The organism is Rhodoferax sp. PAMC 29310 (assembly GCF_017948265.1).
Taxonomy (GTDB): Bacteria; Pseudomonadota; Gammaproteobacteria; order Burkholderiales; family Burkholderiaceae_C; genus Rhodoferax.
On sequence record NZ_CP072852.1, the window covers coordinates 4,554,764 to 4,570,980 of the forward strand.

The following is a 16,217-nucleotide window of genomic DNA, read 5'->3' on the forward strand; positions in this document are numbered from 1 at the left end:
TAATGGCTTTATCTTGAAAAAACGCACCCTCAAACTCCCCGAAGTCAATTTCTCTGACGAGGGCGACCTCCGTCACCTGCATCTGGGCACCGAGTGGATTCAGGGCACCATGCGAATGGACGCCCCCACTGCGCTGTTTCACGAGTACATCCAGCGCATGATGGCCTGGCTGCTGTTTGTGGAGCCAGACACGGTTAAATCCCGCCAAGCTGTGCAGCTGGGGCTGGGCGCGGGGTCCCTCACCAAGTTCTGCCACAAAGAACTGCGCATGAAGACCACCGCCATTGAGCTCAACCCGCAGGTGCTGGCCGCCTGCCGGGGCTGGTTCAAACTGCCGGCTGAAAACAGCCGCATTCAGGTGGTGCTGGCCGACGCGGCACAAGAGATTCAAAACCCCAAATGGTGGGGCACGGTGGACGCACTGCAGGTGGACCTGTACGACCACGAAGCCGCCGCCCCGGTGCTGGACAGTCTGCCGTTTTACAACCACTGCCACCGCCTGTTGACGCCAGAGGGCTGCATGACGGTGAACCTGTTTGGCCGCGCCTCCAGTTTTGACCGCAGTGTGGAGAAAATCTCCGCCGCCTTTGGCGCTGACGCCGTTTGGGCGTTCAAGGCGACCCGCGAAGGCAACACCGTGGTGCTGGCGCAGCGCACCCCGATTCGCCCCAAGCGCGAGGTGATGATGGCCCGCGCCGAAGCGATTGAAGCCCAATGGGGCCTCCCCGCCACCAAATGGGTGCGCGTTTTTAAACCGATGCCGAAATGACCTCACCTACTGCGCCTTCTCCTTCGGTCGGATCTGCTCACAGAGGGCCGGTGGACTGGCGCAGCCTGGTTACCTGGTTGCACCAGGACAAAGTGATTAGCCTGGAAGAGGCCAAACGCATCACCGCCCGATGCGCGCAAGCGGAGAGCGTGCAGCACCCATTGGTGCGTCTGGCCAGTGTGTCAGTTCGCCGCGCATCAGATGACAAAGCCATGGACATTGAGTTGCTCACCCAATGGCTGGCCGAGCGCACGGGTTTGGCGTATTTGCGCATTGACCCGCTCAAAGTGGAGGTGGGCAAGGTGGCTGACACCATGGGCGCCATGTATGCCGAGCGACACAAAATTTTGCCGGTTCAGGTCACCGCCAGCGAGGTGGTGGTGGCCACGGCCGAGCCGTTTTTGACCGACTGGGTCGGCGAGGTGGAGCGTCAGGCCCGGCGAAGCGTGCGCCGCGTGCTGGCCAGCCCGCAGGAGATTCAACGCTACACGGCCGAGTTTTACGCGCTGGCCAAATCGGTGCGCGCCGCCAACAAAGCGGGGGGTAACGCGGCCAGCGCCAGTTTTGAGCAGCTGGTGGAACTGGGCAAGGGCAACAAGCAGCTTGATGCCAATGACCAGGGTGTCGTGCAGGTGGTGGACTGGTTGTGGCAATACGCCTTTGACCAACGGGCCAGCGACATTCACCTGGAGCCCCGGCGCGAGCAGGGCGTGATTCGCTTTCGCATTGACGGGGTGTTGCACCCGGTGTACCAGATGCCCCCCGGCGTGATGACGGCAATGACGGCACGTATCAAACTGCTCGGCCGCATGGACGTGGTGGAGCGGCGCCGGCCACAAGATGGCCGCATCAAGACCCGCAACCCGCGTGGCGACGAGGTGGAGATGCGAATTTCCACCTTGCCCACGGCGTTTGGCGAAAAGATGGTGATGCGAATTTTTGACCCGGACACCACGGTCAAAGACCTGGATGCGCTGGGTTTCTCCGCTCATGACGCCCAGCGATGGGAGGCGCTGGTGAAGCGCCCGCACGGCATCATTCTGGTCACCGGACCCACAGGCTCGGGGAAAACCACCACGCTGTATTCCACGCTGAAGCGTGTCGCCACCGAGGAGGTGAACGTGAGCACGGTGGAAGACCCGATCGAGATGATCGAACCCGCCTTCAACCAGACGCAGGTGCAAACACAGCTCGACTTTGGCTTCACCGAGGGCTTACGCGCCTTGATGCGCCAGGACCCGGACATCATCATGGTGGGTGAGATTCGCGACCAGCAAACCGCCGAGATGGCGGTGCAGGCCGCGCTCACCGGGCACCTGGTGTTCTCTACCTTGCATACCAACGATGCGCCCAGCGCGGTGACCCGGCTGATGGAGTTGGGGGTGCCTGCCTATTTGATCAACGCCACGCTGCTGGGCGTGCTGGCCCAGCGTTTGGTGCGCACGCTGTGCAAACACTGCAAGGTGGTGGATGAGACCGCCTCGCGTGATGCGTTGGCCGACCTGGTCAAACCCTGGCAGCTGAGCGGCTCTTACAAACCCTACAAGGCCGTGGGTTGCGTGGACTGCCGCATGACCGGTTTCATGGGCCGCATGGGCTTGTACGAGTTGCTGGTGGTGACTGAAGGGTTCAAGGAAAGGATCAACAAGGAGCCGAGCATGGACGTGCTCCGGCGCCAGGCCGTGAGCGATGGCATGCGTCCGCTTCGATTGGCGGGGGCCTTGCGGGTGGCCGAGGGCCTCACCTTGGTCGACGAGGTGCTGGCTTCCACACCTGGCTTGTCTTGAGTCGGCTGGGCGCTCATCGGGCAATGCTTCGGTGCCGCGCTAAGTCACGGCTGGTGCCAGAGAAGAAATAATATGGAAAATAAGACGCCAGCCCCCGTTCAATCTGCGCAGAATGCTCCTAAAAGTGTAGTGGTTGGCTTGCTGCTGGCCAGCTTTGGTGCCATTGCGTTCAGTGGCAAGGCGATCATCGTCAAGCTGGCCTACCGCTATGGGGTGGATGCGGTCACGCTCATCATGTACCGCATGCTGTTTGCCTTGCCCATCTTCACCGTCATGGCTTGGTGGTCCAGTCGCGGCAAGCCGCCGCTCACCCGGCGGGATTGGTGGGGCGTGCTGGGGCTGGGGCTAACCGGCTATTACCTAGCGAGTTTTCTGGATTTTGTGGGCTTGGCCTACATTAGCGCTTCGCTGGAGCGGCTCATTCTGTACCTGAACCCCACACTGGTGCTCCTGCTGGGGCTGGTGCTTTACAAACGAAAAATTACCCGGCTGCAGGCGCTGGGCATGGGCATCAGCTATGGCGGGGTGATGCTGGTGTTTGGGCATGAGATCAATTTGCAGGGCGCGGACGCTGCGCTGGGCGCCTTGTTGGTGTTTTTAAGCGCGATCAGTTACGCGGTTTACCTCAGTTTCAGTGGCGAGATGGTGAAGCGACTGGGCTCGTTGCGCCTGGTCGGGCTGGCGACCAGCGTGGCTTGTCTGCTTTGTATCGGGCAGTTTTTATTTCTGCGGCCTTTGAGCGCGGCAATGGTCGCGCCCGAGGTGATCTGGCTCTCGGTGTTGAACGCCACCTTGTGCACTGCCGTGCCGGTGCTGGCAGTCATGATGGCGATTGAGCGCATTGGCGCCAGCCTGGCGGCCCAGACCGGAATGATTGGCCCCATGTCCACCATCCTGCTTGGCGTGGTGTTGCTGGGTGAGCCCTTCACCGCGTGGGTGGCGGCAGGTTCTGCGCTGGTGATTACCGGTATTTTTGTGTTCTCACGCAGCGGTCGCTCCCGCTGACCTGTTGGCAGCGAGGGCTTGTCTTCACCACTATCATGGGCATCACTTTTTAACGAGCAAGGTCATCAGAATGGATTTAGGTATTGCAGGCAAGTGGGCGTTGGTGTGTGGCGCCAGCAAGGGACTCGGATTTGGCTGCGCCCAGGCGCTGGTACGCGAAGGCGTGAACGTGCTCATCGTTGCCCGGGGGGCTGAGGTGCTGGAAGCAGCTGCTGCGCAATTGATAGCATCTGGTGAAGGAACAACGGGCGCGAGCGTTCAATTTGTTGTCGCAGACATCACCACGGTTGAAGGTCGCGCGGCCGTGTTTGCGATTCGGCGTGAATTTGACATCGTGGTGACCAATGCCGGCGGCCCGCCCACGGGAGATTTTCGTGACTGGGACCGGGAGGCCTGGATCAAAGCGGTGGACGCCAACATGCTGACCCCGATTGAACTGATCAAGGCAACCGTGGACGGCATGGCCGAGCGGGGGTTCGGGCGCATCATCAACATCACCTCCAGTGCGGTCAAAGCGCCGATTGACATTTTGGGCCTCTCCAATGGTGCCCGCAGTGGTCTGACCGGCTTTGTGGCCGGCGTGGCCCGCAGCCCGCTGGCGGCCAAGGGTGTGACGATGAACAATTTGTTGCCGGGCGCCTTTGACACCGACCGGCTCAAAGGCACGCTGCAAGGCGCGGCTCAAAAAACGGGCAAGTCATTGGACGCGGTCATGGACGCCCGGCGCCAGACCATTCCGGCGCGCCGCTTTGGCACGGTGGAAGAGTTCGGTGCTATCTGTGCATTCTTGTGCAGCCAGCAGGCCGCGTACATCAACGGCCAAAACGTGTTGGCCGACGGCGGCGCCTTCGCAGGCACCTTTTAACCCCGCTTAACGGCGAGAAGACACCACGATGCCGCCTGCGATCATGATGAAGGCGAGCACGTGGTAGGTCTGCGGTGTTTCCCCCAGAAAGACCGTTGAAAGCAACGCCGTGAACAAGGGGGTGAGGTTGATGAAAAACCCGGCTGCAGCGGGGCCTGCCCGCCCCACACCGGCGCCCCAGGCGCGGTAGGCAATCACAGCGGGGCCCACGGCGATGAACACCAGGGCGGCGCCCAGTGGCCAGCTCCACTGAAAATGCCCTTTGCCCAGCGCCCATTCCCCCCCGGAACTCAAGGCCGACCAGACCAGTCCAAAGGCAATCTGGCCCAACAAAAAAGCAGACCAGTTTTGCCGCAGTGAGGCGGGCTCGGTGGTGGGTCGAGCCAGCATCCAGCTGTAGGTGGCCCAGGCGGCAGAGGCCATGAGCACGTAAACGTCTCCAGGTACCAAGCGCACTTGCTGCAATACTTGAAGCTCGCCCCGGCTCAAGACCAGCAACACGCCGATGATGGACATGGCCGCACCAACGAGTTGTCGTCGCGACACTTTGACACCATAGAACAGCCGCCCGATCAGCAGCATCCAGATGGGGGTGCTGGAGCCCACCAGCGTCACATTGATGGGGGCCGAGGTATTCAGAGCCAGGTAGAGCAGGGCGTTGTACGCGCCCACGCTGAGCAAACCCAGCATGGCAAAGCGCCGCCAATTCGGCCACAACAGGCTGTCGCGCCGCAGCACGTTGCCTGCCAGAGGCAGCAGAATCGCAAAGGCCAGCGCCCAGCGCAGCAGGTTCAGTGTCATGGGCGACACCATCTCGCTGATCAGTCGGCCAACTACGGCATTGCCCGCCCACATCAGGGGCGGAATGCTCAACAACAGGGCGGCGGTGGGGGTTAATCTGGCTTGCAAACCGGGGGTAACTCACTCAACATGGTCTCAAACGCCGCCAATGGGGTGGGTTTTCCGAACAAATAGCCTTGGTACATATTGCAACCGTGCAGTGCCAAAAATTCCTGCTGGGCTTGGGTTTCGACGCCCTCGGCAATCACCTCCAACCCCAGATTGCGGGCCATTCCGATGATGGTTTGCACGATCACGCCATCAGTGTCCTTGATGCCGATGTTGCGTACAAAAGACTGGTCAATTTTCAGTTGGTCCAGGGGCAAGCGGGTGAGGTAGGCCAGCGAGGAGTGGCCAGTGCCGAAGTCATCCACCGAAAACTGCACGCCGAGCGCCTTGAGTTCGGTCATCTTCAAAATGGTGCCCTCAATGTTTTCCAATACCAGCGACTCGGTCAACTCCAGCTTGAGCGCCTGCGGGGACACGCCGGTTTCCTGAAGAATGGCGCTCACCTCTTCTACAAATGACGGTTGCATGAACTGGCGCGCGCTGACGTTGACCGACAGCAACAAGTGCTGGCGTTCGGGGTCGTTATGCCACACCGCAAGTTGTTGGCAGGCCATGCGAAGCACCCAGTGCCCGATGGGCAGAATCAGCTCACTCTCTTCGGCCACAGGAATGAACTCGCCGGGGGATACCAAGCCCCTTTGAGGGTGATGCCAGCGAATCAACACCTCGGCACCCACCACATGTCCAAACAACTGGTGCTGGGACTGGTAGTACAACTGAAATTGACCGTCTGCCAAGGCCACGCGCAAATCACTCTCCATGTCGGCGCGCGCGTTGATGTCCGCCTGCATTTTGGGGTCGAAAAAGCACAGCGCGTTGCGGCCTTTGGCCTTGACCTGGTACATCGCAATGTCGGCTTGCTTGAGCACTTCAGTGGGAGTTTGCGCTTCGCTGCCAAAAACTGTGGCGCCAATGCTGGGCGTGCTCAGGTAATTATGTCCTTGAAGCTGGTAAGGCTCATTCAGGCAGGCCAGCAGTTTGTTGCCTACCCGGCGCGCTACGGCCACCGCGCGGTGATCGTCACTTTTGAGGTCGCTCAACATCACCACAAATTCGTCGCCGCCCAGTCGGGCCACAGTGTCTTTGTTGCGTACGGTGGCGGACAGGCGCTGTGCAACCTGTCGCAGCAGTTCATCGCCCACGTCATGGCCCAACGTGTCATTGAGGGTTTTGAAACGGTCCAGGTCCAAAAACAGGAGGGCGCCCAATTGACCGCTCCGGGCATTGGCATCAAAGGTCTTCTGCAGCCGGTCCATCAGCAGGCGCCGGTTGGGCAAGCCGGTGAGGTGGTCAAAGAACGCAAGCTGCTCCACCTCCGCTTTGGATTCCGCCAGTCGCCGGCGGGCCTCTCCCAGTCGGGCCAGGTAGTTGATGGCGAAGGCGCAGGCCGCCAAAGTCATCAGCACAAAAATCAATGCGGTGCCCAAAATGAAATTGCGCTGGATGCGCCAGCTTTGCAGCGCGGCCTCAATTGGCAGGCTGGCGGCTACGGCGATGCCTCGGTACAAAATAGGGCGAGTCACCACGATGGCAGGTTTACCGCTCAAACGGGCGGCCATGCGCATGGGTTGCCCGTCTGGTTCGGGTCGTGCCAGTGGTGATGACTTCACAGGGCGGGTGCCGCTGGTTTGAACCGGCATGCTGACCAGCAACTCTCCGCTGGTTCTCTCCAACGTCACCTCCAGGCCTGGCATGTCGACGCCCTGGACGATGATGTTGGTCAACAGCGACAAAGGAACTTCAGCGACGGCAACCACCAAGGAGGTGTCGGCGAGGTGGATGTAGCGGGCCAGGTAGAACACCGATTCAGCGCTTGAAAAACTGACCGACGGTGCGCTAATCCGCAGGGTGGATACGGGCTGGGCGACCACGTCGTCTAGAAATCCGGCGGGCAAATTAAGTTGCAACAGCTTGCCGCTCGGATCAGAAGTGGCCAGAATCTTTCCTTTGGCGTCCAGCAGTGACATGCTTCTCAGCAGCATATTTTGCTGGGCTGTTCGTGTCATGGACACCGACGCTGTGGTCAGGTCAATCCAGTCCACCATGGAACCGGATAAGCCCAGTATTTCATCGAGGCTGGCCAGCAAAACATCTACGCCCAACAAACTGCGGTTCAGCGTCATGCTGGCGCCATTGGTGAATCGAACCACTTGGGACTCGTTGCTGGACAAGTCGTCGCGGCGGGTGCTTACAAACAAGCTGGTCGCGGTGACGACGATCATCAGTACGAAAACCGCGGTTGATCCCAGAATGATGGCCGTAACCCGGCCTGGTTTTTGCCATTTCATGGCGGTGACGCAGCCACAATGTTATTCAGGGGGCCAATGGTTCGGTTCCAGATGTCAGCGCAAGTCACACCACAGCGCTTGATCCATCGAGGCAGCACGGCTGTCGAGAGGATCTCCAGGCTTTTCTTGTCATCTTGCGCGGATGGGCGTACCTCAATCATCGCGCCACGTCGCCCTTTGCTACAACTGGGAGCTCCTCTGTTGCAGGCCAGTCCGTCTGCCGTTTCGCGCTCGCTTTCCGCCCAGATTTTTTGTTCCAGTTTGGGGAGTTCGTTGCGCAACAGGGCTCTCAGATCCGGTGGCATGCCATCCCACGCGTCAGAGTTGGTTCCAAAAAAGGCAAGTCCCCAATTGATGGGCATGGCGTAGATGTGAGAGGTCACTTCATGCAAGCCCACGGTATTGCCGGACATGGTGCCGGTGATGGCACAGTCAAGCTGGTTGGCGATCAGGCTGCTTTTGATTTGGACGAATCCCGTTAACACAGGTGTTGCGCCCAGGGCCGCCATGAAATCGGACTGGGTGATCGACGACACCCGAACGCGACGCCCCGACAGATCGCTCAGTTTGGTCATTGGTTGTTTGCAATACACCACCTGTGCCGGGTAGACATAGATCGCCAGCATCTCGATTTTGTAACGCGAGCGCAATTCCGACTCCAGAAAAGGTCTGAACGCCGCCAGATTGCGCTTCAGCGTGGGCATGTCGGGATTCAGACCCGCCAAGTCGGGTGCAGCAAATTGAGGGTAGTAGGCGGCCACGGAGCTCAACAAGATGGTGCCAAAGGGAATGACACCCAGTTGAATCAAGCGAAGAATGTCTTTGCCGGGAACACCGGTTCGGTCAAAGGGGACGATGTCGGCAGTAAAGCGCCCACCACTCAGGCGCGGTAAATCCTTGGTCCAGAAAGGTTCTTCATTCTTGGTGTATTGGTTCAGTCCGGCCAGCCCGCCGATGATGCGCAGTGAATAGGGGCTGGGCTCCTTATCTTGCGCGAATGCGCTACCCCAAAGACTCAAGGCGAGCAGGGTTGCCATGATCTGGCGCAAGCAGGGGGTCAGGCGATGGACGTGAGGCAAAGGGAATTGGGGCATGGTCAATTGATCTCGGTCATTTTCGCAGAAAGCTGAGTCGAGACGCAGGGTTATGGCGACCCCACTGCGTAGCACCGCGTTTATTCGTGGCACGATGACGGATGATTCAATTATGAAGGGTTTTGAGACATGACTTCTATTTCTTCTCGCGCCATACACATTGAACAAACTGGAGGGCCAGAGCAACTTCAATTGGTCAACGTGACCGTTGGCGACCCGGGACCCGGGGAAATCCGCATTCGCCACCATGCCATCGGGCTGAACTTCATCGACGTGTATCAGCGCAGCGGGCTGTATGCCTTGCCTTTGCCTTTGCAACTGGGCATGGAGGCCGCTGGTGTGATTGAGGCCGTAGGAGAAGGCGTGACCCACCTCCAGGTGGGCGACCGGGCCGCTTATGCCAGTCAGCCACCTGGCAGTTACTGCGATCTGCGGGTGATGCCTGCCAAATGCGTCTGCAAGCTGCCGGACGCCATTTCCTTTGAGACCGGCGCGGCCATGATGCTCAAGGGCCTCACTGCCCAGTACCTGCTCAAACGCACGCAGCCTCAGGGTGGTTTGCAGCCCGGCGACTTTATTCTCTTTCACGCTGCTGCCGGTGGTGTGGGTCTGATTGCCTCCCAATGGGCCAAAGCCATGGGCTTGCAGCTAATTGGAACGGCTGGCTCGGACGCCAAGTGCGCCCTGGCCAAGGCCCATGGTGCTGCCCACGTGATCAACTACGCGACAGAAGATTTCCTCGCACGGGTGAAGGAGATCACAGGAGGCAAGGGCGTCAAGGCGGTTTATGACAGCGTCGGCAAGGACACTTGGGAGAAATCACTGGATTGCCTGGCTCCGTTTGGGCTGATGGCCAGTTTTGGCAATGCCTCGGGTCCAGTGGCCCCGTTTGCCCCTGGCATTTTGGGGGCAAAAGGGTCGCTGTATGTCACCCGTCAAACCCTGTTCAATCACATCGCCACCCGGGAAAGCACCCAAGCCATGGCCGATGACCTGTTTGAGGCGGTGACCAGCGGAAAGGTGACGATTCGCATCGACCAGCGCTACAAGTTGGAAGACGTGCAGCAGGCCCACCGTGATCTGGAGGCCCGCAAGACCACCGGCTGTACTATTTTGACGCTGTGAACTCGGGGCCCGCGTCCAGAACCGAATGACGCAAGCGGTTCGGGGCCAGTGCCCCGGCCGAGTCCAGGATGGGGTAGGCGATTGAGCAAATGTGAGAGTTGATGCGTTTGAGGTCGCTGATCAAATCCAGATGGAGCGAGCTGGTTTCAATACTCTGCAGGGTGTTGACGGCCAGACGCTCCAGGTGGGCTGCGGCGTAGGCGTGCTCCAGATCCCTGAACCGGGTTTTTTCTTCCAGCAACTTTTGTGCATCGCGCACGTTGCCGTTAAGGAAAACGCTCATGCCCAGACGCAGGTTGTTGACGAGGCGGGCGTGCAGGTCGCTGATCTCGTTCATGCCGGCTTCCGAGAAGGCCCGGCCGGGTTTGATTTTTTTGTCTTCAATGTCGATCAGCACGCGCTCGATGATGTCGCCAATTTGCTCCATGTTGATGGTGAAGCTGATGATGTCGGTCCAGCGGCGACCTTCGGACTCGCTCAATGCTTCGCGGGAGATTTTGGTCAGGTAGTACTTGATGTCCGAGTAAAGTTCGTCAACCGTGTCATCCATTTTCTCGAGTTCCTGAGCCAGGGCCTCGTCGTCTGTCTTGATTACCTGCAGTAGGCCCCGCAGCATGGTCTCCACCACGTCCGCCTGATGCATGGATTCACGCACGGCACAGGAAATGGCCACTGACGGTGTGGCCAGTGCCGACACGTCCAGATGTCGTTGCCGTCCCGCGACCGTATTCTTTCGGGGGACCGGCAGCCCCAGCTCGACCCAGCGGCCAATGGTGCCCGTCAAACCGAGGAAAATGGCCCCGACCATCACATTAAAGGACAGGTGAAACAGCACGACCACCGTGGCCGTGTCACCCAGATAGGGGCGAACATGCGTCAGCCACAAACCGAGTAAGGGCGTGGCAATGCCGATGCCCAGTATCTTGAAGAAGAGGTTGCCCAGCGGCACTTGCCGGGTTTGAATATTTGACTTGAGGGTGGTCAGCACGCCCAGCAATCCGCTTCCCAGATTCGCACCCAAGACCAGTCCAAGCGCCACTGGCAGTGGAATGACCCCGGTACTTGCCAGCGCGGCGGTGAGCAGCACGATGGCCAGGCTGGAGTAGCTCAGCACCGCCAAAAATGCGCCCACCAGAATTTCGCTCAGAATGTCACTGCTCACCGACGCGAGCAAGGCCTTGACGGTGGCCGACTGCGTCAGCACCGTGGCGGACGCAGACACCAGTTGCAGCGCCAGCAGCATTAGACCCAACCCAATCAGCACCCGCCCGACTCGGCCCACGGTGGTGGATTGGCGCGCGATGAATAGGACGACGCCGACCAGAATGAACAGGGGCGACAGCCAGGACAGATCACGCGAGAAGACCACAGCCATCACGCTGGTGCCAATGTCGGCGCCTAGCATCACGGCCAGGGCCGATGGCAGCGCAATCAGCCCCTGGCCTACAAAAGATGAGACGATGAGCGAGGTGGCGGTGCTGGACTGGAGGATGGCAGTGACACCCACGCCAGACAGGGCGGCGGTGAAGCGGTTGCGAACGCTGTGGGCCAGCACGGCGCGCAGATTGGCGCCAAGCACCCTCAGCATCCCCGTTCGAACCATGTGCGTGCCCCAAATCAACAGGGCAATGGCGGCCAGCAGGTTCAGCAGTTGGATCAAGGCTTTTCCTCTGAAAAAAGTCTTGAGCTTACTTCGTTTTTCTGACCCGAAGCAACTCGTCGAGAATCAGGCAGGCGGCGCCAATGGAGATGGCGCTGTCAGCGATGTTGAACGCGGGGAAATGCCAAGTTCCCCAATGAAAATCAAGAAAGTCAACCACGTAGCCATAACGCACCCGGTCGATCACATTGCCAATGGCGCCGCCCAGAATGCAAGCCAAGGCAAATGAAAACAATTTTTGGCCGGGATGGGCTTTGAGCATCCACAGAATCACGGCGATCGCCACCGCCCCGATGCCGGTGAAAAACCATCGCTGCCAACCGGATGCGTCGGCGAGAAAGGAGAATGCCGCGCCGGTGTTGTGCACCCGAACAATGTTAAAAAAGGAAGTGACCAGTGTTCTGTCTCCGAGCTGGTAGTAGCCCAGAATCAGGATCTTGGTGAACTGGTCTGCAATCAGCAGAATCAGCGCCAAGCCCAGCCAGGGCAACATACTGCTTGAGGATGAAGAGAAACCTTTTGCCATCACGCGAACTTCCGATCTTCACCTGAGCCATACAGATTGCTGGTGCAACGGCCGCAAATACCGGGGTGAGCGGCGTCAATGCCAACGTCATCCCGGTAATGCCAGCAGCGTTCACATTTGATGCCTTTTGTGGCACTGGCCGCTATGGATAGAGTGGAGTCTGCTATCAAATCAATAGTGGATGTAATGAAGACAAACTTCAAGTCATCGCCCAGGCTATTTAACAACTCGAAGTCAGCGGCGTTCACGGTAAGGGCAACATGCGCCTGCAAGGAAGAGCCCACCTGGCCCTCGGCTCGCAGGGTTTCGATATCTTTGTTCACGGCATCTCGCAGTTCGCGAATACGCGCCCACTTGGCCAGCAGCGCGGCGTTGGGCGCGTCTTGCTGCAGGTAGGTATCCATGAAAATGGATTCTTGCGTGGCGGTGGGCGTTTTGCCGGCCCCACCCAATACCGCCCAGGCCTCTTCAGCCGTGAAGCTCAAGAACGGTGCCATCCAGCGCAGCATGGACTGTGTGATTTGCCACAGCGCGGTTTGCGCGCTGCGCCGTGCCAGCGAGCCGGGTGCCGAGGTGTAGAGCCGGTCTTTCAGCACGTCCAGGTAGAACGAGCCCAGGTCTTCCGAGCAGTAGATTTGCAGCTTGGCCACCACGGGGTGAAATTCATACACCTCAAAGTGCGCCAGGATGTCAGCTTGCAACTGGGCCGAACGGCTCAGGGCGTAACGGTCAATTTCCAGCATCTGGTCCAGTGGCACGGCATCGGTGGCCGGGTCAAAGTCGCTCACGTTGGCGAGCAAAAACTTCAGCGTGTTGCGCACCCGGCGGTAGGTGTCCACCACGCGGGCCAGAATTTTTTCGTCGCCGGCAATGTCACCAGAGTAATCGCTGGCGGCCACCCACAAGCGGATGATCTCCGCACCCAGTTTTTTACTGGTTTCCTGCGGGTCTACGCCGTTGCCCTGGCTTTTGCTCATCTTGTGGCCCTTGCTGTCCACGGTGAAGCCGTGGGTCAAGATGCCTTTGTAGGGCGCGCGGCCGTTCATGGCACAGGCGGTGAGCAATGACGAGTGGAACCAGCCGCGGTGTTGGTCATGGCCTTCCAGGTACAAGTCGGTCTCTGGGCCTTGCTCGTGCCCGCTGCCGGCGTGAGAGCCTTTGAGCACGGTGGTGTGGGTGGTGCCGGAGTCAAACCAGACTTCCAGAATGTCGGTACTTTTGGTGTACTGATCCGCCTCTTGTGCGCCCACTTTGGCGAAGATGGCTTCGGTAGTGGCCACGCTCCACGCCTCAATGCCGCCTTGCTCGACCATGTCGGCGGCGAGGTCCAGAATCTCCATGGTCAGTGGGTGCAGTTCACCGCTGTCTTTGTGCAAGAAGAAGGGCAGAGGCACGCCCCAGCTGCGCTGACGGCTGATGCACCAGTCAGGGCGGCCGGCAATCATGTCGCGCAGGCGTGTTTTTCCGTTCTCTGGGTAAAACTTCGTTTGCTCAATTGCGTCCAGTGCGGTTTGGCGCAGGGATTTCGGGGCCTTGTCTTTGGTGAACACGCCTTCGCCTTCGTCCATGCGAATGAACCACTGGGCCGCCGCGCGGTAGATCACTGGCGTCTTGTGGCGCCAGCAATGCGGGTAGCTGTGAACAATGTCAGTAGTGCAGAACAGGCGGCCGGCGTCGCGCAGCGCGTCGATGATGACCGGGCAGGCCTTCCAGATGTGCTGGCCGCCAAACAGGGGCAACTCAGGCGCGTAGGCGCCGTTGCCCTGCACCGGGTTCAGGATGTCGTCATAGGCCATGCCGTGGGCGACGCAGCTATTAAAGTCTTCTACGCCGTAAGCGGGCGCCGAGTGCACGATGCCGGTGCCGTCATCGGCCGTGGCGTAGTCGGCCAGATAAATCGGGCTCAAACGGTCATAACCGGCGTCCACGTGGGCGAGCGGGTGCTTGAAGTTCAGGCCGGCCAGATTTTTGCCTTCTGTGGTGGCCAGCACCGAGCCGGTCAGCTGGAAGCGCTCCATGCACTTCTCGACCAGTCCTTCGGCGAGCACCAGCAGGCCGCGCTCGGTGTCCACCAGCGCGTAGATAATTTCGGGGTTCAGGTTGAGCGCCTGGTTGGCGGGAATGGTCCAGGCGGTGGTCGTCCAGATGACGACAAACGCGTCTTTGTCGATAGCGGTCAGGCCGAACGCGCTGGCCAGCTTGGCCGGCTCCGCGCACATGAAGCCGACGTCCAGCGTCTGTGACTTCTTGTCGGCATATTCGATCTCGAACTCTGCCAGGGACGAGCCGCAGTCAAAACACCAGTAAACGGGCTTCAGGCCACGGTACACAAAGCCGCGCTCCACCACGCGTTTGAAAGCGCGGATTTCTTCGGATTCGTTTTTGAAGTCCATGGTGCGGTAGGGGTGGTCCCAGTCGGCCAGCACGCCCAGGCGCTTGAAATCAGCGCGCTGCAGGTCAATCTGCTCGGTGGCAAAGGAGCGGCTCTTGGCCTGCATCTCGTCGCGCGGCAGCTTGCGGCCAAATTTCTTTTCAATCGCGTTCTCGATCGGCAGACCGTGGCAATCCCAACCCGGAATGTAGGCGGCGTCCATGCCCTTCAGCTGGCGGGCCTTGACGATCATGTCCTTCAGGATTTTGTTGACGGCGTGACCCATGTGGATCTGGCCATTGGCATACGGTGGACCGTCATGCAGCACAAATTTGGGCGCACCAGCGCGGGACGCACGCAGTTTTTTGTAGATGCCTAGGTCTTCCCAGGCCTTGACCCAGCCCGGCTCACGCTTGGGCAAGTCGCCGCGCATGGGAAAGGGCGTGTCCGGCAGATTCAACGTGCTGCGGTAATCGGTTTTGGGGGCGCTGTTGGTGTCGTCGGTCATGATTCTGAGGGAACTGGGGCGCCGCAGTGCAGCGCAGGTTGGAGTCTGAGGACCCGTAGGGAGGGCAGAAGCTGGGCGGCGCTAAATTCGGTCGCGCGTGGTTTGGCGTTGCGTTTGCCCGTGCAGTGACGCCAGGTAGGCACGTGCGTCATCGCAGTCTTTTGCAATGCCCTTTGTCAGGGCATCCAGGCCGTCGTATTTGAGTTCGCCGTGCAGTTTGTGTAGCAGTTCCACGCGGATGATTTTACCGTACGCCTCTTGGCCAGCCAGGCTGGCGGGCCACTCTAGGCAATGCGTCTCCAGCAGAACACGCCCGCCGTTCACGTCGCTCGGGTCCAGCGAGGGTCGAATGCCCAGGTTGGCGACGCCTGGCAGCGGGTTGTCGCCCAAACCGTGCACCAGCACCACAAAAATGCCGCTGGCCGCCGGATTCCAATGAGAAAAGCGCAGGTTCAGGGTTCTAAATCCCAGCTCGCGGCCCAGTTTGCGGCCATGCACAACGTGCCCTGAAATTCGGTAGGGGCGCCCCAGTAGCGCTGCGGCGTCTTCCATGCGACCCTCGCCCAAGGCCTCGCGCACTGCTGAACTGGACACCCGAAGCCCATGGACCTCGTAGCTGTTCATGCGGGCCACGTCAAAGCCTTGCGTCAGGCCGGCGGCATCGAGCATGGCGTAGTCGCCCGCGCGTTTGGCGCCAAAGCGAAAATCGTCTCCGACCAATATGTACTGCGTGCCCAAGCCCTTGACCAACACCTCGTCAATGAAGGATTGCGCCGCTTGTGACGCCAATTTGGCGTCAAAGGGCAACACAATGGATTGGTCCACGCCGGCCTGCGCCAGATCCGTGAGTTTGTCGCGCAGTGTGCCTACCCGAGCCGGGGCCAGCTCGGGCTTTTGCAGGGCCGCTGCAAAGTAATCCCGGGGGTGCGGCTCAAAGGTCATGACGCAACTTGGCACACCCCGCTGCTGGGCCTCGCTGCGCAGCAAGGCAAGCATGGCTTGGTGGCCCCGGTGAACACCGTCAAAGTTGCCAATGGTCAACGCGCAGGCTTGGGCGATGCCCGGGTGATGAAATCCTCGGAAAACCTTCATTCGTTGGTATCTTTTTGATAGCAGGCTGCGCTTTTCATTCAAGCGATTGAAGCCAATTTGTCATGGAAAGAGCGTATATTGTGTCCTAGCAGCCTTTCAATCTGTTTGAGCGGGCTGTGCCGGGAATAGCATTTCGTGTCAGTGCGTGTTTGAAGTGCAAAGATGAGGTCGGTGGTTGAGCCAGCCGTCCACGTCTTTGAAGCGTCAGAAGTAGCAGG

Annotated in this window: 12 protein-coding genes; 5 read left to right on the forward strand and 7 right to left on the reverse strand. The window is 59.7% G+C overall.

Annotated elements, in window-relative coordinates:
• Window positions 1-13: 13 nt before the first annotated feature.
• The 4 genes from J8G15_RS21155 to J8G15_RS21170 all read left to right on the forward strand — a co-directional run bounded on the left by J8G15_RS21155 (window position 14) and on the right by J8G15_RS21170 (window position 4,426).
• Window positions 14-769: a spermidine synthase gene (locus tag J8G15_RS21155; RefSeq protein ID WP_370627452.1), complete on the forward strand. Its 756-nt coding sequence runs from the start codon at window positions 14-16 to the stop codon at window positions 767-769.
• Window positions 766-2,556, forward strand: a complete 1,791-nt coding sequence (locus J8G15_RS21160) for a GspE/PulE family protein (protein WP_210544980.1) — start codon at window positions 766-768, stop codon at window positions 2,554-2,556. Before J8G15_RS21155 ends, J8G15_RS21160 begins: the two co-directional genes overlap by 4 nt.
• 72 nt (window positions 2,557-2,628) lie before the next feature.
• A complete protein-coding gene (locus tag J8G15_RS21165; protein ID WP_210544982.1) occupies window positions 2,629-3,561 on the forward strand; it encodes a DMT family transporter in 933 nt (310 codons plus the stop codon).
• Window positions 3,562-3,631: 70 nt separating this feature from the next.
• Window positions 3,632-4,426 carry an SDR family oxidoreductase gene (locus J8G15_RS21170; RefSeq protein WP_210544984.1) on the forward strand — a complete coding sequence of 265 codons (795 nt, stop codon included), beginning with the start codon at window positions 3,632-3,634 and terminating at the stop codon, window positions 4,424-4,426.
• A 6-nt stretch (window positions 4,427-4,432) separates the two neighbouring features.
• On the opposite strand, the gene J8G15_RS21175 is transcribed toward J8G15_RS21170, so the two are convergent.
• The 3 genes from J8G15_RS21175 to J8G15_RS21185 are packed head-to-tail and all read right to left on the reverse strand — an operon-like array spanning window position 4,433 to window position 8,717.
• Entirely contained in the window at window positions 4,433-5,335 is a 903-nt protein-coding gene (locus tag J8G15_RS21175) for a DMT family transporter (protein WP_210544986.1), read from the reverse strand.
• Window positions 5,320-7,623 (reverse strand): bifunctional diguanylate cyclase/phosphodiesterase, encoded by a 2,304-nt coding sequence (locus J8G15_RS21180; protein ID WP_210544988.1) that lies wholly within the window; start codon window positions 7,621-7,623, stop codon window positions 5,320-5,322. The genes J8G15_RS21175 and J8G15_RS21180 overlap by 16 nt, the downstream gene beginning before the upstream one ends.
• A complete protein-coding gene (locus J8G15_RS21185; RefSeq protein ID WP_210544990.1) occupies window positions 7,620-8,717 on the reverse strand; it encodes a TRAP transporter substrate-binding protein in 1,098 nt (365 codons plus the stop codon). Before J8G15_RS21185 ends, J8G15_RS21180 begins: the two co-directional genes overlap by 4 nt.
• Window positions 8,718-8,846: 129 nt before the next feature.
• Here J8G15_RS21185 and J8G15_RS21190 point away from each other — a divergent pair, with 129 nt between their 5' ends.
• The gene (locus J8G15_RS21190) at window positions 8,847-9,842 is read left to right on the forward strand and encodes a quinone oxidoreductase (RefSeq protein ID WP_210544991.1); all 996 of its coding nucleotides are present in this window, start codon (window positions 8,847-8,849) and stop codon (window positions 9,840-9,842) included.
• Here J8G15_RS21190 and J8G15_RS21195 read toward each other — a convergent pair.
• The 4 genes from J8G15_RS21195 to J8G15_RS21210 form a co-directional block, all read right to left on the reverse strand.
• A complete protein-coding gene (locus J8G15_RS21195; RefSeq protein ID WP_210544993.1) occupies window positions 9,826-11,502 on the reverse strand; it encodes a Na/Pi cotransporter family protein in 1,677 nt (558 codons plus the stop codon). The genes J8G15_RS21190 and J8G15_RS21195 overlap by 17 nt on opposite strands.
• A gap of 28 nt (window positions 11,503-11,530) precedes the next feature.
• Window positions 11,531-12,028, reverse strand: coding sequence for a signal peptidase II (gene lspA, locus J8G15_RS21200; RefSeq protein ID WP_210544995.1), 498 nt, complete (start codon window positions 12,026-12,028; stop codon window positions 11,531-11,533).
• A complete protein-coding gene (ileS, locus tag J8G15_RS21205) occupies window positions 12,028-14,907 on the reverse strand; it encodes an isoleucine--tRNA ligase (RefSeq protein ID WP_210544997.1) in 2,880 nt (959 codons plus the stop codon). Before ileS ends, lspA begins: the two co-directional genes overlap by 1 nt.
• Before the next feature lie 81 nt (window positions 14,908-14,988).
• Window positions 14,989-15,999 carry a bifunctional riboflavin kinase/FAD synthetase gene (locus tag J8G15_RS21210; RefSeq protein ID WP_210544999.1) on the reverse strand — a complete coding sequence of 337 codons (1,011 nt, stop codon included), beginning with the start codon at window positions 15,997-15,999 and terminating at the stop codon, window positions 14,989-14,991.
• Window positions 16,000-16,217: the final 218 nt, after the last annotated feature.

Coding starts and splice junctions, on each gene's coding strand:
- J8G15_RS21160 (WP_210544980.1), top strand. CDS start 766: ATGACCTCACCTACTGCGCCTTCTCCTTCGGTCGGATCTGCTCACAGA.
- J8G15_RS21165 (WP_210544982.1), top strand. CDS start 2,629: ATGGAAAATAAGACGCCAGCCCCCGTTCAATCTGCGCAGAATGCTCCT.
- J8G15_RS21170 (WP_210544984.1), top strand. CDS start 3,632: ATGGATTTAGGTATTGCAGGCAAGTGGGCGTTGGTGTGTGGCGCCAGC.
- J8G15_RS21180 (WP_210544988.1), bottom strand. CDS start 7,623: ATGAAATGGCAAAAACCAGGCCGGGTTACGGCCATCATTCTGGGATCA.
- J8G15_RS21185 (WP_210544990.1), bottom strand. CDS start 8,717: ATGCCCCAATTCCCTTTGCCTCACGTCCATCGCCTGACCCCCTGCTTG.
- J8G15_RS21190 (WP_210544991.1), top strand. CDS start 8,847: ATGACTTCTATTTCTTCTCGCGCCATACACATTGAACAAACTGGAGGG.
- lspA (WP_210544995.1), bottom strand. CDS start 12,028: ATGGCAAAAGGTTTCTCTTCATCCTCAAGCAGTATGTTGCCCTGGCTG.
- ileS (WP_210544997.1), bottom strand. CDS start 14,907: ATGACCGACGACACCAACAGCGCCCCCAAAACCGATTACCGCAGCACG.
- J8G15_RS21210 (WP_210544999.1), bottom strand. CDS start 15,999: ATGAAGGTTTTCCGAGGATTTCATCACCCGGGCATCGCCCAAGCCTGC.